The organism is Methylocystis sp. Uni0008 (assembly GCF_056838045.1).
Genome location: NZ_CM166370.1, coordinates 2,885,402 through 2,906,533, shown reverse-complemented (window position 1 = coordinate 2,906,533; position 21,132 = coordinate 2,885,402). Strand labels below are relative to the sequence as shown.

Genomic DNA, 21,132 nt, shown 5'->3' with positions numbered 1-21,132 from the left:
GCCCCCTCCCCAACCCTCCCCCGCGCTTCGCGCTGGAGAGGGAGCAGACTCGGCCATCGACGCGCATTCGCGCAACCTCGGGCGTTAGTCCCCTCTCCCGCTTGCGGGGGAGGGTGGCGCGAAGCGCCGGGAGGGGGCGTGAGCCTCACGCGGCCACGACGTTGCGCGGGCTGCCGGCGACAAACGCGTCGATATTGTCGACGAGTTGGTCGGCCAGCACCTGCATCGCCTCCTTCGAGGCCCAGGCGACATGCGGCGTGATGATCAGATTGGGGATCGTCGGATCGAGCAGGATGTTGCCGTTCTTGGGCGGCTCGACGGTCAGCACGTCGAATCCGGCCCCGGCGATCACGCCCTTGCGCAGCGCGTCGGCGAGCGCCGCTTCGTCGACGATGCCGCCGCGCGCCGTATTGATGATGCAGGCGCTCTTCTTCATCGACGCCAGCTCTTTCGTCGAGATCATATTCTTCGTCTCGGGCGTCAGCGGAATATTTAGCGTGACGACGTCCGCCTCGCGCAGAATCGTCGCGACGTCGACCTTGTTCGGCACGTCCATGACGTCGTTGATCAGCACCTTCATGCCGAGGGCCGTTGCGCGTTTCTCGATCTCCCTGCCGAGCGCGCCATAGCCGATGATGCCGAGCGTGGAGCCGGCGATGTCATAGATCGGATAATCGAAATAGCAGAACTGATTGGCGTAGCCCCAACGTCCCTGCCGAACGGAATTATAGTAGTTCACTAGGTTCCGGCGCAGCGCGAAGAGCAGCGCGAACACATGTTCGGGCAGCGTGTTGAAGGCGTAGTTGCGAATGTTGGAGACGACGATCCCATTGGCGCTCGTATAGGCCTTGTCGATCACGTCCGTGCCGGTCGCGGCGACCGCGATAAGCTTGAGGTCCGGAAGCTGTTTCAGCGTCGCTTCGCGCAGCGGCACCTTGTTGGTGATGCAGATCGAGGCGCCTTTCAGGCGTTCGACGATCTGGTCGGGCGCGGTCTGGGCGTGTTCCGTATATTCGTGAGGAAAATTCGGCTTGCGCACATTGGCGTCGAGCGTTTCGCGATCGAGAAAGACGATTTTGTGCGACATGACTTTCAGTTTCCCCTCTTTCTCAATTCTTTGTATTCGGCGATCGGCGGTCGGAAACGCTCCGACCGCCGATCGCAATAAGTAATTACATCTTAAGCAGCGGATTGGCGCGATAGACCGCCTGCGCCGCCGCAACGCCCGAACCCGGCGTCACCGGAATGCCGACGTCGAGCATGGCCATCTCCGCGCCGCCGATGGCGCCGAGCAGCATGAGCTCATTGAGGTCGCCAAGGTGGCCGATGCGGAACACCTTGCCCGCGACTTCGGACAGACCGGCGCCGAGCGCGAGATTGTAGCGCTTGTAGGCGATCTCGATGACCTTGGCGGCGTTATAGCCTTCCGGCACGACGATCGCCGTGACGGTGTCGGAGTTCCACTTCGGCTCCTTGGCGCAGCACTTGAGGCCCCATGCGGAGACGGCCGCGCGAACGCCCTCGGCGAGATGATGGTGGCGCTTGTAGACCTGATCGAGGCCCTCCTCGAACAGGATCGAGAGCGATTCCTTGAGGCCGTAGAGCAGCGGCACGGAGGGCGTATAAGGGAAATAGCCGTTCGCGTTCTGGGAGATCATGTCCTGGAACTCGAAATAGGCGCGGCGCCCCTTGTTGGACTTGCCGGCCTCGACAGCCTTCTGGCTCGCCGCCATGAGCAGCAGACCGGCCGGCAGCATGAAGCCCTTCTGCGAGCCCGACACGATCACATCGACGCCCCACTCGTCCATTTTGAACTCGAGCGACGCGACCGAGGACACGCCATCGACGAAGAGCAACGCCGGGTGCTTGGCGTTGTCCATCGCCCTGCGCACCGCGGCGATGTCGGAAGTGACGCCCGTCGCCGTTTCGTTATGCGTGGCGAGAACCGCCTTGATCTCGTGATTCTTGTCGGCCTTCAGCGTCTCTTCGATCAGCTCCGGATCATTGCCGGTGCCCCATTCGCGCTCCTGAACGACGACGTCGAGGCCATGACGCTTACAAAGATCGATCCACAGATGGGAGAACTGGCCGAAGCGCTGCGCCAGAACCTTGTCGCCGGGCGACAGCGTATTGGTGATCGCGGCTTCCCAGCCGCCGGTGCCGGACGCCGGGAAAATGAAGGCGTGGCCCTTCTCGGTGCCGAACACCTTCTTCAGGCCGGGGAAAAGCGGCTTGACGAGGTCAGGGAACGTCGGCGAGCGATGGTCTTCGGACGCGACCGACATGGCGCGCACGATGCGGTCGGGCAGATTGGTCGGGCCCGGCACAAACAGGAAGTTCTTGCCGGGAATTCTGGAATTCAACATTCTGTAGCTCCTTTCGAGCGGCGGGTTTCAGATGGCGGGGCGCCGATGAGGCCTCAAACGGCCTAGAACAGGCCGGCGATGCGGCCGACGTCGTCAACAAAGATGTTGTTGGCGGCTGGGACCTTCGGCAGTCCGGGCATCGTCATGATGTCGCCGCACACCACCACGATGAATTCTGCGCCCGCCGAAAGACGCAGTTCACGGATCGGGATCGTGAAGCCCGAGGGCGCGCCCTTGGCGTTCTGATCCGTCGAAAAGCTGTATTGCGTCTTGGCGATGCAGACCGGGAAGTTGCCGAAGCCTTCCTTCTCCAGTTCCGCGAAGCGCGACTTGATGCTGGAATCATAAGAGATGTCGGCGGCGCCGTAGAGTTCTCTGGCGATCGTGCGCACCTTTTCGGGAAGCGGCATGTCGTCCGGATAGAGCGGCTTGAAGTTCGAGGGCTGCGTCTCGATGGTCTTGACGACGGCCTTGGCGAGATCCGCCGCGCCGGCGCCGCCGGAGCCCCAGTTGTCGGCGACGACGCATTCCACGCCTTCAGCCGTGCAGAGCTTGTCGAGCGCCACCATCTCCGCCGCCGTGTCCGACGAGAACTTGTTGATCGAGACGAGCACCGGCACGCCGAACTTGCGGACGTTGCCGATATGGCGCTTCAGATTCTCGAAGCCCTTCTCGACCGCGGCGACATTCTCGGCCTTCAGATCGTCCTTGGCGACGCCGCCATGCATTTTGAGCGCGCGAATCGTCGCGACGATCACCGTGATGTCGGGTTTCAGTCCCGCCTTGCGGCACTTGATGTCGAAGAACTTCTCCGCGCCGAGATCGGCGCCGAAGCCCGCTTCCGTCACGACGTAATCGGCGAGCTTGAGGCCAGCCTTCGTGGCGATGACCGAGTTGCAGCCATGCGCGATGTTGGCGAAGGGGCCGCCGTGGATGATCGCCGGGTTGTTCTCCAGCGTCTGCACGAGATTGGGCGCGATCGCATCCTTGAGGAGCGCGGCCATGGCGCCCGCCGCTTTCACTTCAGACGCGCGCACGTTCTTTTTCTCACGCGTCTGGCCGACGATGATGTCGCCCAGCCGCCGCTGCAGATCGTCGAAGCTCGACGCCAGGCAGAAGATCGCCATCACTTCCGAAGCGACGGTGATGTCGAATCCATCCTCGCGGGCAAAGCCGTTCGACACGCCGCCGAGCGACGACACGATCGAACGCAATGCGCGATCGTTCATATCGACGACCCGGCGCCATGCGACCCGGCGCGAGTCGATCTTGGGCTCGCCGCCCCAATAGATGTGATTGTCGATCAGCGCCGCGAGCAGATTGTTCGCCGCGCCGATCGCATGGAAGTCGCCGGTGAAGTGGAGATTGATGTCCTCCATCGGCACGACCTGCGCATAGCCGCCGCCGGCCGCGCCGCCCTTCACGCCGAAACAGGGGCCGAGCGAAGGCTCGCGCAGACAGCACAGCGCCTTCTTGCCGATGTGATTGAGGCCGTCGGTGAGGCCGACGGTCGTCGTCGTCTTGCCTTCGCCGGCGGGCGTCGGCGTAATCGCCGTGACGAGGATCAGCTTGCCGTCGGTCTGGCCGCCGAGAGAGGAAAGATAGTCGAGGGAGATCTTGCCCTTGTAGTGACCGTAGGGCTGCACATGTTCGGCCGGGATGCCCAGCTTGTCGCGGGCGACGTCGATAATCGGCCGCATCTTCGCGGCCTGCGAAATCTCGATGTCGGACTTCGGCGCAAGATGCTGATTGTCTCTTCCGCTCGCGCCCGGCGCGGCGGCTGGCCTTTCTGACATGCAGTCCACTCCCTCTCGGGCCTGCGTCGCACAAGCCCAGAAAATTTGTTTTCTCGGTCATCGAGATACGAGCGTCGGCGCCGCCGATCCCGCTCCCAGCCGACCGGGCTGAAATCCTGCCGATGTCAGGCTGCAGCCTTTTTTGCGACCGTAGTTTTCTCCAATTCGCGCATCAAGGCCGCGGTTCGCCGCAACGAGCCGACGCGCGCATCAGTCCGCTTAATGAAAAATTCATGGGCGGCTATCTCGTATGACGGGAATCAAAATTGCTCGTCAAGCCGGCCGAGCCTCCGGCGGCCCGCCGTCGTCACTGGCGTTTCGAAGCAACTCCCGCTCGCGCGACAAGGCGCGGCGGGAGTGTCGCTTATACGACAAGCCGGGCCGAGCCCCTATCCTTCACCTACACTATAAGGTGGGTCTCGACGACATGCCTCGGCTCCGGCGATCGCGCTTATTCCCTACGAAAATAGCGGCGCTTCCTACACGCCCGTAAAGCTGATCTGACAGGTGAGCAGAGGCGGCTTGCGTGCGCCGGCGCGCGATCGAGCCCTATCCTTGCCTATCCGAACAAACCGCAGGAGCGCGTGCGCTGCTTCTTCGAGACGCGCTTTGGAAAAAAATTTGTCGCAGTCAGCGTCGCAGCTTTGACTCTATCGGGCGATCACGAAGGCCGATAGTCATTTCGACGCCTCCTCGGGCTCAAAATTAAGCGCGACGCCATTGATGCAATAGCGCAGCCCCGTCGGCGGCGGGCCGTCGTTGAAGACATGCCCGAGATGGGAGCCGCAGCGGCTGCAATGCACCTCCGTGCGCGTCATGCCGTAGCTGCGGTCGACGGTCGAGCCAAGCGCCCCCGGGAGAGGATCGAAGAAGCTCGGCCAGCCGGTGCCACTTTCGAACTTCTCGCCCGAGCGAAACAGGGGCTGGCCGCAGCCGGCGCAATTGAAGGCGCCGCGACGCTTTTCGTGATTGAGCGCGCAGCTTCCGGGGCGCTCGGTGCCATGACGGCGCATGACGTCATATTGCTCCGGGGTGAGAAGCGCGCGCCACTCGGCGTCGGTGCGGGTTACGGGATAGGTCTCATCGGCCATGTGCAGCGCCTTGTCTCGAGGGTCTTGGGCTCGGCTCCCTATCTTGTATCAGCCGCCGCCTTTCGCCAGAGGGATGAGGCGGGATAGAGTGGCCATCTTTCAGCGGAAACGACGATTCGAGAATGAGCGACAAAAAATACGACGCCGTGGTGATCGGCTCGGGGCTGGGCGGATTGACGGCGGGCGCGCTGCTTGCGCAGGCCGGCTACAGCGTCTGCCTGCTCGAGCGCAATTTCAGCCTGGGCGGCGCGGCGTCGGTCTACAAGGTCGGGCCGCTGACCGTCGAAGCGTCGCTCCATCAGACCTCCGACGCCCGCAATCCCCGCGACGTCAAGCACGATATTCTTCGGCGCCTTGGAATCCTCGACGAGATCGAATGGCTGCCCACCGGCGCGCTCTACAAGGTGCGCGGCGGACCGGTGGGAGAGCCCTTCGAACTACCGTTCGGTTTTGCGCCGGCCTATGAGGCGCTCGCCGAACGCTTTCCGGACAAGCGCGCCGCCATCCAGAGATTTCTCGGCGAGGTCGAACAGATTCACGACGCCCTGTGGACGCTCAAACAGGCGCGCGAAGAAGGCTCCTTCGCCAAATTCACGCGCGGCCTTTGGGAAGTCGCGCCGGCGGCGGCGGGCTGGCAGAACTCCCTGCACGAGATCATGGAGCGCGACTTCGCCGGCTGCGAAGCCTTAAAGTGCGCGCTGGGCGCCAATCTCGCCTATTACGGCGACGATCCACGCAATCTGTGGTGGATCTATTATGCAATTGCGCAGGGCGCTTACATCAGTTCGGGCGGCGCCTACATCAAAGGCGGTTCGCGGCAGTTGAGCCTCAAGCTCGCCAAATGCATCACCAAGACCGGCGGCGTCGTGCGCATGGGCCGCGTCGTCAACGCCATCGAAACGGACGCGGACGGCGCTGCGGTGGCCATACGCCATGTCGCGCGGCGGGCCGGCGACAGCGAGGAACGCATCGAAGCGCGCGTCGTGATGGCGAATTGCGCGCCCTCGGAGGCGGCGGCGATGATGGACGCGCCGGCGCGGGCGGCGATGGACGAGGCCTTCGGGTCACGCAGGCTTTCGACGTCGCTGTTTGCGGCGAATTTCGGCCTCAGCGCGAAACCGTCGACAGTCGGACTGACGGATTTCACGACCGTCGTCATGCCGCCTGAGATGCAGCGCTTCGATCAATATGGCGATGGCGCCGGCGCGATGGCCGAAGATCCGAAGGGAACGCTGCCGCTCCACACGATCGCGAATTTCACCGCAGTCGATTCAGGGCTCTGGGACGAACCGCCGATCCTCGTCAGCGTGCTTGGGCTCGATCGGCTCGACAACTGGCGCGATCTGCCGCGCGAAGCGGCGATGGCGCGCCGCGAGCGCTGGCTCGACGCCATACAGGCGTCGCTCGACCGCGACTATCCCGGCTTTTCCGGTCTCGTGACGACGCGGATGCTGCTCAACGCCTATTCGATGGCGGGCTATCTCAACACGCCGGAAGGCGCGGTGTACGGATTTGCGGCGCTGCCCGCCGAGGCGCCGATCCTGATGGGATTTCCGCGCACGCCGCGAACCCCGATCGACGGGGTCTATCTCGCTTCGGCGTTCGGCGGCGAACATGGCTTCAACGGCGCGATGTTATCCGGCGCCGAGGCCGCGCGGCTCGCCGAGAGACGGCTCGCTGTCGCGACCTGAGATTTCCGAAGACGTTGTCGAGCGGCGCAGGGACGTTGCGCCGCCGCACGTTGATTAGCGCTTGCGCTTCTTGCCGCCGGCGCTCGCGGGCGAGGCGAGGCCGAGTTCCGCGCGGCAGGCGCCGCTGATCGCGCCCGCATTGGCTCTCAGGCACCGCTCGATCGCGATCGCGTCGGGAATATAAGCCTGGCAAACGCGATTGGCGTCGGCTTCGCAAGCCTCGCGCTGCTGCGCGGTGCCCTGCGCGAAAGCCGGGGCGAGCGCAAAGAAAGCCAGCACAGCCGATAGCCTCAGAATGATGCGCATTCAGATCGTCCTTCCTTTATCCGCGCTTCGAGGCCATGCACACCGCAGGCGCGCCACTCGCAGGCGCGCTTCCCCGAGCGACAATCCAGCTTGATTGCATCGCGCCCGCCGGGAATCAAGCAGCAATTATCCCTCCAGAACGGACTCCTCCTCCCGGGGCGCATGAGCGACGCCCGCCTTTTCGTCCCGAGGCAGCTGATGACGCGGCAAATAAACGCTGTTCGCGATCATTGTTGGCACGATGGCCGTCGCAATGATCGCCGCGACGAGCGTTGAATACTGGCTCTCGTCAATGATGTTGTTCGATAGGCCGAACAGCGCCGAAATCGTGCCGAATGTGAGGCCGGACGCCATCAGCAGCGTCGTATACATGGCGTCCTTGTGCGGCGAGCCGAATCGGCGCGCCACTGGATAAACGCTGACGATCTTGGTCGCCATCTCGACCGCAAGAAAGGCCACGACGCCGAGCGGCGCGGCGAGAACGGCAGGAATGGAGACGAAATATCCCGCCCTGATGAAATAGAAGGGCGTCAGAAGGCCGATGGTCACCGCGCGGATCTTGCGAATGAGCGCATGTTCACGTCCGACGGAGCCCGCAAGCGCCATCCCGATGAGATAGGCGGGCAGGACGCCTTCGCTTCCCGCCCAGGTCGCGAGCGCGCCGAGCGCCATCAGCGCGAAGAACAGGAACTTCGTCTCGAATTCGGATGGGCGGCCGCCGAATCTCGAAAAGATCGCCGGCGTCGCCCGCGGCAATCCGACGAACGCCGCGCCGACCGCCACGACGAACACAGCGGTCTTCCATGTGAACGGCGCGAAAACGAGCCCAAGCGTCACGACCGTGCCGAGATCGGTGATGAAACAGGCGGCGAGAATCGTCTTGCCGAAATCCGTGCGGTTGAAGCCATATTCCATCATCACCGTATAGACGACCGCGACAGAGGTGGCGGCGAGCGCGATGCCCGCGAGCAGCGCCGGCGAACTCTCCCAGCCCAGGAGATAATAGGCGACCGCCCAGCAGGCGATCGCGGGCGCAAGGAAGCTCGCAACGCCAATCGCCGCGGCCTCCTTCCACTTCAGCTTGAAAACGTCGGGATCGAGCTCCGCGCCCGCGAGAAACGTCAGCGCGATTGCGCCAAGTCCCGCGAGCGTCTTGACCCATGGCTCCTGGGCGCTGAAGATCTCGGCGCCGACCGTCGCGGCGAACAGCGCGCGCGCGCACATGCCGACGATGATTTCGGTCAGCGCGGTCGAGATGCGAAATCGCGCGGCGATCATCGCCGAGATGAGCGCGAGGCCGAAAATAAGCGCGGCCTGAAACCAGATTCCCGTCATGCGCCTTCTCCGTTTGCAGGCGGCTGTATGGCGCATGGCGTCGACAATTGGCAAGCTTGCGGCGTTTCTCAAACGACTCGCTTCGTGACAAATCCCTTCTTTTGGGCGATGACTCGCACGCCCACATGAGCAAATGGATGAAGCTGCGCATTCGAATAAACCTTAAGCGTATCCGAGGCCAGTCCGCGCTTCCGGCCGGAGACGGACGGTGGTGAATGACGCAGCGCGCATAAGGGGCTGGCGATTCCTGCTGCTGAATGGCGCGGCGGGGGCGGCGAATGTCGTCATGCTCTCGAACGTTCCGGGCTACACGGTGCTCGCGCCTTATGCCGCCGGCAGTCTGCAGGGCGTGACGCCGAGCTTCGGCACCTGGGCGACCACCGACCACATGGTGGGAATCGCGCTCGGCCTGCCACTGTCGCGGTGGTTCTCCGGGCGCTTCGGCGACTATCGCGTGCTGATCGGCGCGCTCATGTTCTACGCCATCTTCTCGCTGATGTGCGCGGCGAGCGAAACCATCTGGTTTTTCGCGCCGATGCGCTTTCTCCTTGGCCTTGCCGGCGGCGTCGCCCTTCCGCTCGCTCAATCGGTGACGCTTGCGCAATATCCGGATGACCGACGCACGCTTGGCGTCGGCTTCTGGGGCGTCATGAGCATGGCGCCATTCACCATCGGCGTGTTCATGGGCGGCTTCTGGGCCGAATATTTCGACTGGCGCTGGCTGTTTTATTCCAACGTCGTGGTCGTATTGCCCGTGGCGGCGATCATTTCGGCGCTGTTCTACCGGCGGGGCTTTCAGCGCCGCATGACGCGCTTCGATACGATCGGCTTCATTCTGCTCGCCACGGCGCTGCTCGGCGTGCAAACGATTCTCAACATGGGCAATGATTTCGACTGGTTCGCGTCGCCCTTGCTCGCGTGGCTGCTCCTCGTCGTGTTGCTGGCGCTGCCGATGTTCATCTTCTGGGAGTTCGGCGAACGACGGCCCGCGCTAGACCTGCGTCTGTTTCTGCATCGCAATTTCGCCATCGCGACATTCTGTTCGGTGGTCGGATTTCTGGTGATCCAGGGCCTGCTCTCGGTGTTCATCGTGCAATTGCAGGTGCTGCTCGGCTACACGTCTTCACTCGCCGGCATGGTCTATCTGACCATGATCTTTCTGGCGATGGCGGCCGCGGCCGTCGTGCATGAACTTACGAGGAACGTCGACGCGCGACTGATCGTGTTCCTCAATTTCGTCGGTCTCGCGGTGACCTTCGTCTGGCTCGGCCAATACGACAAGAACGCTTATTTCGACGACATCAAGACGCCGATGTTCTTTTTCGGCTTCTCGCTCGCGATGTTCTTTGCGCCGCTCGCGACCCTCGCCATGACCGGGCTCGCCGGCAAACGACTGATCCGCGCGGCGGAAGAGCTCGCGATGCTGCGCACCGTGGCCGGCGCCCTGGGCATCTCGCTGCTCGGCGTTCTCTTCTTCCGCCGAACGCCGTTCCATCAGCTCGATCTCGCCGATCATTTCGGCGGACGGCGCTTCGCCTCGCTCGACCTGCTTACCGCGTTCCTGGATCGCATGCAGGCGATGGGCATGTCGCCCACCGCCGCGCAGAGCCGCGCGGCGCAGCTCATTCGACAGCAGGCGTCGATCCTCGCGCTCAACGACGCCTTTCTGTTCGGCGCGATGGCGTTCATCCTGCTCTCGGGAGTCGTCTGGCTCGCCTATCCAAGCTACGCGTCAAAGAAGCGCAAACAGTCGCTCACGCGGCTTTCCGCCGAGGAGCTGATGGAGCAGCCCTGAGCGCTGGCGAACCCCGCGCTGGATCGCCAAAGGCGGCGCAGCTTCCGCTCTGGAACATGGCTCGACTTCAAGCGTTACAGTTCTGATTTTCTTCGAGCCCTTCGAGCGCCGTGACAGATCGCACATTCATAGACGGCTGTATTTTCTTTGCGCGCGCCAATGAGGCGCGCACGAACCGCGCGCGCCGCGCGAAAGCAGAAGGCCGTCGTCGGTGAACGGCGAGTTCGCGCCGCTCGTCCCGTATTTTCTGGCGTTCCACATTCTAACGCTCTCGCTGTGGTGCGCCGGCCTGATCGCCCTGCCGCTGATGCTGTCGCGCCACGACCCGGCGATCAGCCAGACGGACTATGCGCGGATCCGGCGTTACACCCATTTCGCCTATACGCTCGGCGTGACCCCCGCCGCGGTTCTGGCGGTAGCCTCAGGAACAGCGCTCGTCTTCCTGCGCGACGCCTTCACGCCGTGGATGTTCCTGAAACTGGTTTTCGTCGCCGCTCTGGTCCTCACCCATGGCTGGGTAGGGCACACGGTCACTTTGATTGAGGAAACGCACGGCCTCCATCGGCCGCCGCATCCAGCCCTGCAGGCGATGGCGACGTTCATTCCGATTTTCGCGATTCTGTTTCTCGTGCTCGACAAGCCTGACCTCAGCGAATTTCGCTTTCCGCAGTGGCTGTCGCAGCCGCAGGGCGGTCAGCTCCCCTTCTTGGCGCCCAGCCGATAATCGAAGACGAGCTTGCCGCCATGCCATCCCGTCACCGACACCATGATCACGCAGAGTATCGACAAGAGCAGGCCGTAGGGCAGCACGACGTCCTGATAGTCGTAGAGCCGATAGCCCCAGTTCACGCCGAGAAGCGCGAGCAGCAATACGGCGAGGATGAAATGCGACCACGCCGCGGTCCTGGCGCGTATGCCGGGAACAAGCAACAATTCCGCGGTTCCGGACACTCCCGCCACCAGGCCGAGCAGAAAGCCTCCCCCCGCCGACCAGACGCCGGCGCGCGCCCAGAAAACATCGCCTGTCCACCAGTACAGGAGATCCGCGCCAAGCAAAGTGAAGGTCAGCGCGACCGGAAAGGCGACGGACATCGCGTGAATCGGATGGCCAAGCACCGCCACGCGCGATTCCGTTTCGTGAAACTCCGGAAGCTGTTTGATCGGATCGATGAATCCTTTTCGCCCGCCATTTCGTTCGTTCGCCACCGGCGTTCCTCCGCGCGTCGTCTCATCCTTCTAACGCCCTTGTCGCTCGCGGGTTGCGCCGGACGCCTGTCGGCTGTCGATCCGGCAGGCCCCGCCGCCGAACGCATAGCGACGCTATGGTGGACGATGCTGGCGGGATCAGCGGCGATTTTCGCGCTCGTAATGCTGCTGCTGCTGATCGCCTATCGCCGCGCGCCTGCGACCCATCAGAGCGAGCGCCGGCAGGAGCGCTTCTGGATCTATGGCCTCGGTCTCGCTTTTCCGCTCGCGACGCTTGCCGCGCTGCTGATCTACGGCCTGGTCCTAGGAGAGACGCTTCTGCCCAAAGGCGGCGAAAACGTCGTGACGGTGCGCGCGCAGGCGCGCCAATGGTCGTGGAGCTTCGGCTACGCCGACGCCAGCGGACTAACCACGCAGGACGTTCTGCACATCCCCGCTGGCCGACCCGTCGACGTCGAGATCACGACGGTGGACGTGATCCACAGTTTTTGGGTTCCGCGGCTCGCCGGCAAGCTCGACGCGATTCCCGGGCAGGTGAACGTGCTGAGGATCGAAGCCGCTGAGCCGGGAGAATATCCCGGCGTCGGCGCCGAATTCAGCGGCGCCGGATACAGCGGCGACGTCTTCACCGTCATCGCGCATGATCCTGCGGGTTGGGACGCATTTCTGAGGCGCGCACGATGAACGCGCTCGCGCGCCATCGCGCCCTCACCCGCATCTGGTCTTCCGAACCCGGTTGGAAGGGCGTCATCTCGACCGTCAATCACACCGATATCGGCCGGATGTTCCTTCTCGTCGCGACGGTTTTCTTCCTCATCGGCGGCGTGCTCGCGATGTTGATCCGCACGCAGCTCGCGACGCCGCGTTCAGTTTTCGTCGGCGCTGCGGTCTACGACCAGTTTTTCACGATGCATGGAACAGTCATGATGTTCCTCTTCGCGATTCCACTGTTCGAGGGCGCGGCCGTCTATCTTCTGCCGAAGTTGCTGGGAACGCGCGATCTCGCTTTTCCTCGCCTCTCGGCTTACGGCTTCTGGTGCTACGCGTTGGGCGGTTCGATGCTGGTCTTCGCCATGCTGGCCGGAGTCGCGCCGGCGAGCGGCTGGTTCATGTATCCGCCGCTGTCTTCGAGCGCGCATTCGCCGGGGATCAACGCCGACTTCTGGCTCATCGGCGTCACCTTCGTCGAAGTTTCAGCCATCGCGGCGGCCGTGGAGATTTGCGTCTCGATCCTCAAGTTCCGGGCGCCTGGCATGTCGCTCGACCTGATGCCGATCTTCGCCTGGTATGCGCTCGTCACCGCGCTGATGATGCTGATGGGCTTCCCGCCCTTGATCCTCGGTTCGATCCTGCTCGAACTGGAGCGCGCCTTCGGCTTTCCCTTTTTCGAACCGGCGCTCGGCGGAAGTCCGCTGCTGTGGCAACACCTCTTTTGGCTCTTCGGCCATCCAGAGGTCTACATCATCTTCCTGCCCGCCGCCGGCGTCATCTCCACAGTGCTGCCGGTGATGGCGCGCACGACTCTCCTTGGCTATCGCTGGGTGGTGGCGGCGGCCGTCGCGCTTGCCTTCCTGAGCTTCGGGCTCTGGGTGCACCACATGTTCGCGACAGGCATTCCGCATATGGGACTGGCGTTTTTCTCGGCCGCTTCGACGCTCGTCGCCGTTCCCACGGGCATCCAAGTTTTCGCCTGGCTCGGCACGCTCTGGAAAGGCCGGCCGCGCCTCACGCTGCCGATGCTGTACATCATCGGCTTTTTCTTCACCTTCGTGATCGGCGGCCTGACCGGCGTCATGGTGGCGATCGTGCCCTTCGACTGGCAGGCGCATGACACGGCGTTCGTCACCGCGCATCTACATTATGTGCTCATCGGCGGATTCGTCTTTCCGATGCTGGCCGGCCTCTATTATTGGCTTCCGCAGCTCACCGGCCGCAAGCGCTTCTTTCGAATCGGCGAGATGGCCTTCTGGCTCATCTTTCTGGGATTCAACGGCGCCTTCTTCGCAATGCACTGGGTTGGCCTTCTCGGCCAGCGCCGCCGGATCGCCTGGTATCCCGAGGACGCGGGCTGGACCGAAATCAATCTTTTTTCTTCGATCAGCGGCTTCGTGATGGCGATCGGCGTCGCGATGGTGGTCTTCGACATCGCGCTGCATGCGCTTCTCGCGATCCGCGGCTCGCGCAATCCCTGGGACGCCGGAACGCTCGAATGGGCCATGCCGACGCCGCCGGCCGCGTATAATTTCGCCAGCATACCGATCGTCGCCGATCGTGAGCCGCTGGCGGCGGACCCGAAACTCGCGGAGAGAATCGCGCGCGGCGTGTATTTTCTCGGCGCGCCGCACGGCGATTTGCGCGAGACGCTGACCGTCGATGCGGCGAGCGGAAGACCTGAAGCTCTGGTCATCTTCCCGGGCAATTCGACGCTGCCGATCGCGCTCGCGGCGGCTACGGGAGCGGCCTTTCTCGGCGCTTTGATCAGAGTCTACTGGGTCATTCCATTGGCCTTGCTGTTCGTCGTCGGCCTGTCGCTGCGCTGGGGCTGGTCGCAAAGACAGGCGACGCATTCCGGACTTCAGAATGTCGGGCGGGCGACGCTTCTGCCCGAGGCCATCGACACCGAACGTTCTCCCGGCTGGTGGGGATCGGCCTTTCTGCTCGTCGCGGATCTGGTGCTCTTTGGCTCGCTCTTCTTCGGATATGCCTTCCTTTGGACGGTCGGGCCGAACTGGCCGCCGCTGCAATGGCTCTCGCTCTCCGTTCTCGAGCTGGCGCTCGGTCTCATCGGCGCAGCGGCGGAGATCATCGGCGTACGCCTCGCCGGGCGCGCCGTTTCCCGCGGCTCGCCGTCCTCACACGGAATTCTCCTCGCCCTCGCCGGCGCCGCCATGACGATCATGGCGCTTGCGATGACGCTGGCGCGCGCGCGCGAACTGACGGACTACGCCTATGGCGCGACGATCTTCGTGGTTGTCGCCTATGCGCTCGTTCATGCCGCGATCGCCGCGATCATGACGGCTTCGCTTGCGTATCGGATCTTGTGCGGCGGCGCGCGCCGCCCAAGAACATCCAACGTCAAGATCGTTGGCCTGTGGACCGACTATGCGGCGTTCGTCGCCGCGGTCGGCCTCTTCGCCACGCAGTTCTCGAGCTATCTCACATGAAGGACGTCCTTCGAATCGTAATCGCGCTGCTTGTGTGGCTTGCCTTGTTCAGCGCGCTCTACGGCCTGGAGGGCGTCGGTTGCGCCGCCGGCTGGCCCGACATCCGCGTCAACGGCGCGACGCTTTTCCGCGCCGCGATGACGATCGCATTTTTCGTCGCCATCCTGCTGCTAGCCGCCGTTCTCATCGCGCTGCGTTTGCCGCACTTTCGCTCATCGTCGCCTTTCGTCGCGCAGATCAGCATTATGCTCGCCGTCGCGGCGCTGGTCGCTGGCGTATGGACGTTGTTCCCGGCCGTGGCGGTTTCGAGTTGCGCGTGAACTGACCCGTGACGCTGTCGAATTCATCGCCCGCGCGTTACGTTCCGACGCCTTCACGCCGATGTGAGAGCGGGCGCGCCCTCTTTACGGGAAGCGCTCCAGCGGCTGGTCGGCGCGAACATAGAGCGGATGGCGCGGCGCGCCGTTCCGCGTCCGGCCGAGGCAGGCGAGACGCGCGCCCGACGCCTGAAACGTCATGAGCGCCTCGCCGATCTGGTCCTGTCGGGCCAGCGCTCCCCAGGCGCAGACGATGGGCGCCGACTGATCGAACGCTTGCGCGGCGAGGCCAACGAGCGTTCGCCGATTCTTCGGACCGATCGGATCGCCCGCCGACCAGAGCGCCTCGGGCGAAGGCGAGCGCAGCGCATAGAGATTGGCGACGATCAAACCGCCCGCGCCTTCGCGCCGCGCGAAGCCGATGCAGCGGCGGATCGTCGGGTCGTCGTCTATGGCGTCGGCGGTCGACGGATTGAGCATGACGAAGGGCAGCGGCGGCGCGTCGCCCCATCTGCGCGTGAGCCTGTAGCGGTAGGCGCCGCACTTTGAGATTTCGGCCGCTCTTTCCATTTCGCGCGTAGTGGTGAGGATTAATGGTGGGCGGCACAGGGATTGAACCTGTGACCCCTCCCGTGTGAAGGGAGTGCTCTCCCGCTGAGCTAGCCGCCCGTCGCCACCGGCGATCGATCCTCCTCGTGTAGGAGAGGCCGGCGCCCTCCGTCAAGATCGGAGAGCGTTCTCTGACATCCGGAAATCCCCTTCCCCGCCGAGGCTCAAGCCTCCGCCGAGCCGCCGCGCTCACGCGCGCCCCTGGCCGGCCGCCCCCGAGCCCGCGCGCGCCCCGCGCGGCTCACGGCGGGGTCCAATCCTTCGAGAGGACGCGGCGCACCATGGGCTCGAAGGTCGAGAGCGGCTCGTTCGGATAGGCGGGATCGAACGACACTTCGTCATATTTGGCGCAGAACTCGACGGTCTGATCATAGGCCGGGTCCGATTTGAATTTGTCGCGGGCGTTGGGGTCGAGGCCGAGATGGGCGGCGTAGAAATAGGTCTGGAACAGGCCATGCTGCGCCAGCATCCAGTAATTGTTGCGGCTGATGAACGGCTTCAGGATCGCCGCGATCACCTCGCCGTGGTTGAAGGGGCCCAGCGTTTCGCAGGCGTCATGCAGCAGCGCGACAACGACATATTCTTCGTCCTTGCCGTCGCGTAGCGCGCGCGTCGCCGATTGTAGGCAGTGATCATAGCGCGTGATGTTGTAGGCGGTGTCCCGGCTCAGATCGCGCAGCAGTCCGAAGAGACGATCGGGCAGCTCGTTCAGCGTGTGCTCGTGAACCTGCTTGAGGATCTGAAAGTCCTCGTCGGTGCCCTGGTCCATCCGCGTAAAATGCATTTTCTCCATGTCGCAACCCTTTTCCGGAGTTTTGCGCGGCGCCGGCCCAGACGGCGAAGCGGCTCAAGAGATCATGACGCGGGAGATGCATGTTGGAACAGCGCCGCGTCCAGCGACGCCACCGCGTCCCACAGCTCGTCGAAATGCGAAATGACGCGATCGGGCGATAACGCCGCGACAGGCGTGTCGGTATAGCCGAAATCGACCGCCACAGAAGGGGCGCCTGCGGCGCGGGCGGTGTCGATGTCGGTTTTCGAATCCCCCACCATAACGGCGCGCCGCGGGTCGCCTGACGCCGCCTCGACCGTCAGCCACAGCGCGCGCGGATCAGGCTTGTGCATCGGAAAGCTGCCGCGGCCGCAGATTGCTGCGAAGCGGTCGGCCGCCGAGAGCTTTTCCAGCAGCAGCCGCGCCAGGCCTTCGGGCTTGTTGGTGCAGACGGCGAGGCGAAAGCCCGCGGCCTTGAACCGGTCGAGCGCGGCGAGCGCGCCAGGGAACAACATGCTCTCGTCGGCGATATGCGCCTCGTAGTAGACGAGGAAGTCGCGCACCAGCGCCTCCGTGCGCTCCGGATCGAGCGGCGCGCCCTGATGGGCGAAGCCGCGCTCGATCAGCGCGCGCGCGCCGGCGCCGACGAGCGGGCGCCCGGTCTCGAGCGCGAGCGGCGTCAGTCCCTCGCGCATCAGCAGCACATTGAGCGTGCCGATGAGATCATACGCGGTGTCGGCCAATGTGCCGTCGAGATCAAAAACGAGAACGGGCGAATGCGTCGTCATATATGACGGCGTAGCCGCGCCGGCGCCCCGGATCAAGCGCGCGCGGCCGGAGCGGCGAAATTTAGCGGCTCCGCGCGCGCAGGCTCTGCGTGTAGACTGCGCCGACCGATTCGCGACAGGGAGCGCAACTATGCGTGGAACGCGCCATTTCCTTATCCGGCGACGTGCGGCTTTGACGGCCGGCGCGCTTGTCCTCGCCGCGCTGGGAGCCTCGGCGGCGGCAGCCGGCAATTACGAGTTTCTTGCGGCGCCGCAAACGGACCTCAATCGCGTGTTTCGCCTCGACCGCTCCAATGGCGAGGTCGGCGCCTGCCAATATGGCCTGAAGGAAGGCGCCGCGATCGGCGTCACGCTGTGCTATCCGCCCGGCGAAGGCGCGCGCGCCGGAGTCTTCAGCGAATATGCGCTGGTCGCTTCGCGCCATACCGGCGAAGGAGGCGTGTTCCGCGTCGATCTGCGCTCGGGCATGATGTCGATCTGCTTCGTGCTGAACGAAACGTCGGTGGTCTGCACGCCGCCGGCGAAATAAGCGATCGACGCAGCGAAGCGAACATCAGCATGAGCGCATTTTCCGCCGAGGCCATGAAGCGCGCCGCCGCGCGCGCGGCGCTCGACTCCGTGACGCATGGCATGCGGCTGGGGCTCGGCACAGGCTCCACCGCGGCGCATTTCGTCGATCTACTCGGCGCCCGCGTCAAAGAGGGACTCGAGGTCGTTTGCGTGCCGACCTCCGAGCGCACGCGCGCCCAGGCCGAAGGCCTCGGCATTACGCTCTCGACGCTCGACGAGACCCCGCAACTCGATCTCACCGTCGACGGCGCCGACGAATTCGATTCCGCGCTTCGCCTGATCAAGGGCGGCGGCGGCGCGCTGCTGCGCGAAAAGATCGTCGCCGCCGCATCGACGCGCATGTTCGTCATCGCCGACGCGACGAAGGAGGTGCGCACGCTTGGCGCTTTCCCGCTGCCGATCGAAATCGATCGGTTCGGCGCGCGCTCGACCATATTGCAGATCGAACGCGTCGCGCGCGGGCTTGGACTGATCGGACCGCTGACGCTGCGCGAGGCGGAGCCTGGCGAGCGCTTCATCACCGACGGCGGCCATTACATCGTCGACTGCGCGTTTGGCGTCATCGATGATCCCGAAGCTCTCGCGACGCGGCTTTCGGCGATTCCCGGCGTCGTCGATCACGGACTGTTCATCGGACTCGCGACCGCGATCTTCATCGCCGGCGCAGAGGGCGTGCGCGTCCTGGGCAACATATCGGGCGAACCCCTATGACTTTCGACTATGATCTCATCGTCGTCGGCGCCGGATCCGGCGGCGTTCGCGCCGCGCGCATCGCGGCCAGCCATGGCGCGAAAGTCGCCATCGCCGAGGAATTTCGCGTCGGCGGCACATGCGTCATTCGCGGCTGCGTTCCCAAGAAGCTTTACGTGCTCGCGAGCCGCTTCCGCGATGAATTCCACGACGCCGCGGGTTTTGGCTGGCGTGTCGGCGACGTTTCTTTCGACTGGCCGTCGCTCGTCGGCGCGAAGGAAAAGGAGATCACGCGCCTTTCAGGCCTCTATGCCGAAACGCTCGCAAGCTCCGGCGTCGAACTGATCCAGGCCCGCGCGACGCTCACCGACGCGAACGGCGTGCGTTTCTCCAACGGCCGCACCGCCCGCGCACGCTACATCCTCATCGCCACCGGCGGCGCGCCGGTGCTCGCGCCGCATATTCCCGGCATTGAATTCGGCGTCTCGTCGAACGAGATTTTCGACCTGCCGAAGTTTCCCGAGAGACTGCTGATCGTCGGCGCCGGATATATCGCGGTTGAATTCGCGAGCGTCTTCGCGCGGCTCGGCGCGAAGGTGCATCTCGCCTATCGCGCGGATCTGCCGCTGCGCGGCTTCGACGACGATCTGCGCGCGCGCCTCTGCGAAGCGCTCAAGACGGCCGGCGTCGAACATCGCGCTGGCGTTCTGCCGACGCGCGTCTCGAAAGACGCGGGCGGCTTCGAGGTCGAAATGAGCGACGGCGCGCCGCTGACGGTCGATTGTGTGCTCGTGGCGACAGGCCGCAGGCCGATGACGCAGAATCTCGGACTGGAGGCGGCCGGCGTGAACTTGCGCGAGAACGGCGCCGTCGCGGTCGACGAACATTCGCGCACCAACGTCGAGTCCATCTACGCGGTCGGCGACGTCACCGATCGCGTCAATCTGACGCCGGTCGCCATTCGCGAGGGGCAGGCCTTCGCCGACACCGTCTTCGGCGCAACGCCGACGACGGTCGATTACGACTGCACGCCAAGCGCCGTCTTCACGACGCCGGAAATCGGGACCGTCGGATTGACGGAATGCGAGGCGTCCGCGAAGCATGGCGCGCTCGACATCTACGAAGCGCAGTTTCGCCCCTTGCGCGCGACCCTCTCGGGGCGCGGCGAGCGCGTTTATATGAAGCTTATCGTCGGCAGCGCTGATGACCGGGTGCTGGGCGCGCATATTTTTGGCCCCGAGGCGGGCGAGATGGCGCAGCTCGTCGCCATCGCCCTGCGCATGGGGGCGACGAAGCGCGACTTCGACGCGACAATGGCTGTCCATCCGACCATGGCCGAAGAGCTCGTGACCATGCGCGCGCCGTCGCGGCGGCTCAGGCCCCTGACCTAAGCTTCGATCCGCTGGCGCGATTGCTGCGCTTGAGCTGGCTGCTGCGCCTGAACAGGCTGCTGCGCCGGGACGGGAGGCGCCGGCAAGGGCGCCCATTTGTCGAGAAGCGCGCGAAGCTTGCGCCGCGCCGCGCCGGTCTTCGCCTCAGTGACGCGGGAGAAGAAATAGCCGGAGACGATCGCGATCCCCATCGCCGAGAAGGCGACGGCGTAGTTCTCCGCGGTGGCGAGCTGCGTCGCCCACTCGTTCCCCAACGTGCTGCCGACCGCCGCGCGCGCGAAGATCAGGATCGGCATGTGGATGCTGTAGAGCGAGAAAGAAAAGTCGGCGAGCGTCTTGTGGAATTTCGGCCGCAGCAGCGCGAAGCCTTCCTGCGGGCCGTAGCGGAAGGCGAGCAGGACAATGACAAACAGGCCGGAGGCCAGAAGATCCGCGGCGTCGGCCATCCAGGGATGGGTCTCCAGAAGATGTCCGCGCACGACGAGCCGGATGACCACCACGACGGCCGCGTAGAGGAGGAGCGCCCGCCAGCGCGAGCGGATGATCGGCCGTTCGATCAGCGTGGCGAAGGCGCCGCCGGCCCACAGAATATAGCCGAATTTGAACCAGCTCGGCGGCGTGGAGAGTCCGAGGAGGAGCGCGGCGCCCAGCAGAAAACCGAAAACCCGCATCGGGAGCGGGTAGTTGCGCGCGAAGGGCAGCAGCAGCAGCGGGAAAGTCACGTAGTACCAGAACTCGCAGGCGAGCGACCATAAGGGCCCATTGGTGCCGAAATAGTCGAAGGCGATGCCCTGCAGATTGAGAAAGCTTGCAAGGAACAGCACCGGGGAGAAATGGCCGTCGAAGAGCGGCCATTGGTAGACGCCGCTGCTGGCGAACAGCCACCTGCCGAGCGAATCGAGCACCAGCGTGAGCGCGACGGCGGGGCCCACCACCAGATAGATCCGTGAAACGCGGTGAATGAAATATTCGCGCAGGAAATACTGGTTCTTGCGGATATGCGCCAGCACGGCGCCGCCGACGAGATAGCCCGACATCACGAAGAACGCGAGCACCGCCTGGTGCCCCAGCTCGAAGGCCGAGTAAAACCACCAGACGTAGACGAGCGGCCCGTGGGGCGCGCTCATGATGTCGGCGATATTAACGAACAGGTTGGACGTATGGACCGCCAGCACGACAAGCGCGCCGAGCCAGCGGCTGGCTTCGATGAACTGCGATAGAATGAACGGCATCGCCCCGGTTCGC

Annotated in this window: 20 protein-coding genes and 1 tRNA gene; 9 read left to right on the top strand and 12 right to left on the bottom strand. The window is 64.3% G+C overall.

Features of this window, described 5'->3' with window-relative positions:
- Positions 1–145: 145 nt before the first annotated feature.
- From AC0X69_RS14560 to msrB, 4 genes are all read right to left on the bottom strand, one after another.
- Positions 146–1,087 (bottom strand): D-2-hydroxyacid dehydrogenase, encoded by a 942-nt coding sequence (locus AC0X69_RS14560; protein ID WP_482608502.1) that lies wholly within the window; start codon positions 1,085–1,087, stop codon positions 146–148.
- Positions 1,088–1,172: 85 nt separating this feature from the next.
- Positions 1,173–2,366: an aminotransferase class V-fold PLP-dependent enzyme gene (locus tag AC0X69_RS14555; RefSeq protein WP_482608501.1), complete on the bottom strand. Its 1,194-nt coding sequence runs from the start codon at positions 2,364–2,366 to the stop codon at positions 1,173–1,175.
- A 62-nt stretch (positions 2,367–2,428) separates the two neighbouring features.
- A complete protein-coding gene (locus AC0X69_RS14550; protein ID WP_482608500.1) occupies positions 2,429–4,162 on the bottom strand; it encodes a formate--tetrahydrofolate ligase in 1,734 nt (577 codons plus the stop codon).
- A 677-nt stretch (positions 4,163–4,839) separates the two neighbouring features.
- On the bottom strand, positions 4,840–5,253 hold the full coding sequence (gene msrB / locus AC0X69_RS14545; protein WP_482608499.1) for a peptide-methionine (R)-S-oxide reductase MsrB: 414 nt from the start codon (positions 5,251–5,253) through the stop codon (positions 4,840–4,842).
- Positions 5,254–5,375: 122 nt separating this feature from the next.
- Here msrB and AC0X69_RS14540 point away from each other — a divergent pair, with 122 nt between their 5' ends.
- Positions 5,376–6,944 carry a phytoene desaturase family protein gene (locus tag AC0X69_RS14540; RefSeq protein ID WP_482608498.1) on the top strand — a complete coding sequence of 523 codons (1,569 nt, stop codon included), beginning with the start codon at positions 5,376–5,378 and terminating at the stop codon, positions 6,942–6,944.
- A gap of 54 nt (positions 6,945–6,998) precedes the next feature.
- Here the strand turns inward: AC0X69_RS14540 and AC0X69_RS14535 are convergent, their stop codons facing one another.
- Both AC0X69_RS14535 and AC0X69_RS14530 read right to left on the bottom strand, forming a co-directional pair.
- A complete protein-coding gene (locus AC0X69_RS14535) occupies positions 6,999–7,250 on the bottom strand; it encodes a hypothetical protein (RefSeq protein ID WP_482608497.1) in 252 nt (83 codons plus the stop codon).
- A gap of 126 nt (positions 7,251–7,376) precedes the next feature.
- The gene (locus tag AC0X69_RS14530) at positions 7,377–8,585 is read right to left on the bottom strand and encodes a cation:proton antiporter (protein WP_482608496.1); all 1,209 of its coding nucleotides are present in this window, start codon (positions 8,583–8,585) and stop codon (positions 7,377–7,379) included.
- A gap of 208 nt (positions 8,586–8,793) precedes the next feature.
- Here AC0X69_RS14530 and AC0X69_RS14525 point away from each other — a divergent pair, with 208 nt between their 5' ends.
- Positions 8,794–10,380: a DHA2 family efflux MFS transporter permease subunit gene (locus AC0X69_RS14525; RefSeq protein ID WP_482608495.1), complete on the top strand. Its 1,587-nt coding sequence runs from the start codon at positions 8,794–8,796 to the stop codon at positions 10,378–10,380.
- 211 nt (positions 10,381–10,591) lie between these two features.
- Positions 10,592–11,104 (top strand): CopD family protein, encoded by a 513-nt coding sequence (locus tag AC0X69_RS14520; RefSeq protein WP_482608494.1) that lies wholly within the window; start codon positions 10,592–10,594, stop codon positions 11,102–11,104.
- On the opposite strand, the gene AC0X69_RS14515 is transcribed toward AC0X69_RS14520, so the two are convergent.
- Complete coding sequence (locus AC0X69_RS14515; protein ID WP_482608493.1) at positions 11,074–11,586, bottom strand: DUF2231 domain-containing protein; 513 nt, start codon at positions 11,584–11,586, stop codon at positions 11,074–11,076. The genes AC0X69_RS14520 and AC0X69_RS14515 overlap by 31 nt on opposite strands.
- A 126-nt stretch (positions 11,587–11,712) precedes the next feature.
- Here AC0X69_RS14515 and AC0X69_RS14510 point away from each other — a divergent pair, with 126 nt between their 5' ends.
- The 3 genes from AC0X69_RS14510 to AC0X69_RS14500 are packed head-to-tail and all read left to right on the top strand — an operon-like array spanning position 11,713 to position 15,070.
- Positions 11,713–12,270 (top strand): cytochrome c oxidase subunit II, encoded by a 558-nt coding sequence (locus AC0X69_RS14510; RefSeq protein WP_482608492.1) that lies wholly within the window; start codon positions 11,713–11,715, stop codon positions 12,268–12,270.
- Positions 12,267–14,750, top strand: coding sequence for a cytochrome c oxidase subunit I (ctaD, locus tag AC0X69_RS14505; RefSeq protein WP_482608491.1), 2,484 nt, complete (start codon positions 12,267–12,269; stop codon positions 14,748–14,750). The genes AC0X69_RS14510 and ctaD overlap by 4 nt, the downstream gene beginning before the upstream one ends.
- Complete coding sequence (locus AC0X69_RS14500; RefSeq protein ID WP_482608490.1) at positions 14,747–15,070, top strand: hypothetical protein; 324 nt, start codon at positions 14,747–14,749, stop codon at positions 15,068–15,070. The genes ctaD and AC0X69_RS14500 overlap by 4 nt, the downstream gene beginning before the upstream one ends.
- 84 nt (positions 15,071–15,154) lie before the next feature.
- Here the strand turns inward: AC0X69_RS14500 and AC0X69_RS14495 are convergent, their stop codons facing one another.
- The 4 genes from AC0X69_RS14495 to AC0X69_RS14480 form a co-directional block, all read right to left on the bottom strand.
- Positions 15,155–15,637, bottom strand: a complete 483-nt coding sequence (locus AC0X69_RS14495) for a DUF1643 domain-containing protein (protein ID WP_482608489.1) — start codon at positions 15,635–15,637, stop codon at positions 15,155–15,157.
- A gap of 24 nt (positions 15,638–15,661) precedes the next feature.
- Positions 15,662–15,736, bottom strand: a tRNA-Val gene (locus AC0X69_RS14490).
- 181 nt (positions 15,737–15,917) lie between these two features.
- Complete coding sequence (locus tag AC0X69_RS14485) at positions 15,918–16,469, bottom strand: HD domain-containing protein (protein ID WP_482608488.1); 552 nt, start codon at positions 16,467–16,469, stop codon at positions 15,918–15,920.
- A 62-nt stretch (positions 16,470–16,531) separates the two neighbouring features.
- Complete coding sequence (locus AC0X69_RS14480) at positions 16,532–17,236, bottom strand: HAD family hydrolase (RefSeq protein ID WP_482608487.1); 705 nt, start codon at positions 17,234–17,236, stop codon at positions 16,532–16,534.
- A gap of 130 nt (positions 17,237–17,366) precedes the next feature.
- Here AC0X69_RS14480 and AC0X69_RS14475 point away from each other — a divergent pair, with 130 nt between their 5' ends.
- Genes AC0X69_RS14475 through gor form a run of 3 tightly spaced genes read left to right on the top strand, consistent with a single transcriptional unit; the run spans position 17,367 to position 19,887 of the window.
- The gene (locus AC0X69_RS14475) at positions 17,367–17,765 is read left to right on the top strand and encodes a hypothetical protein (RefSeq protein WP_482608486.1); all 399 of its coding nucleotides are present in this window, start codon (positions 17,367–17,369) and stop codon (positions 17,763–17,765) included.
- A gap of 29 nt (positions 17,766–17,794) precedes the next feature.
- Positions 17,795–18,517, top strand: coding sequence for a ribose-5-phosphate isomerase RpiA (gene rpiA / locus AC0X69_RS14470; protein ID WP_482608485.1), 723 nt, complete (start codon positions 17,795–17,797; stop codon positions 18,515–18,517).
- Positions 18,514–19,887, top strand: coding sequence for a glutathione-disulfide reductase (gor, locus tag AC0X69_RS14465; RefSeq protein WP_482608484.1), 1,374 nt, complete (start codon positions 18,514–18,516; stop codon positions 19,885–19,887). Before rpiA ends, gor begins: the two co-directional genes overlap by 4 nt.
- Here the strand turns inward: gor and AC0X69_RS14460 are convergent.
- Positions 19,884–21,119, bottom strand: coding sequence for an acyltransferase family protein (locus AC0X69_RS14460; protein ID WP_482608483.1), 1,236 nt, complete (start codon positions 21,117–21,119; stop codon positions 19,884–19,886). The genes gor and AC0X69_RS14460 overlap by 4 nt on opposite strands.
- Positions 21,120–21,132: the final 13 nt, after the last annotated feature.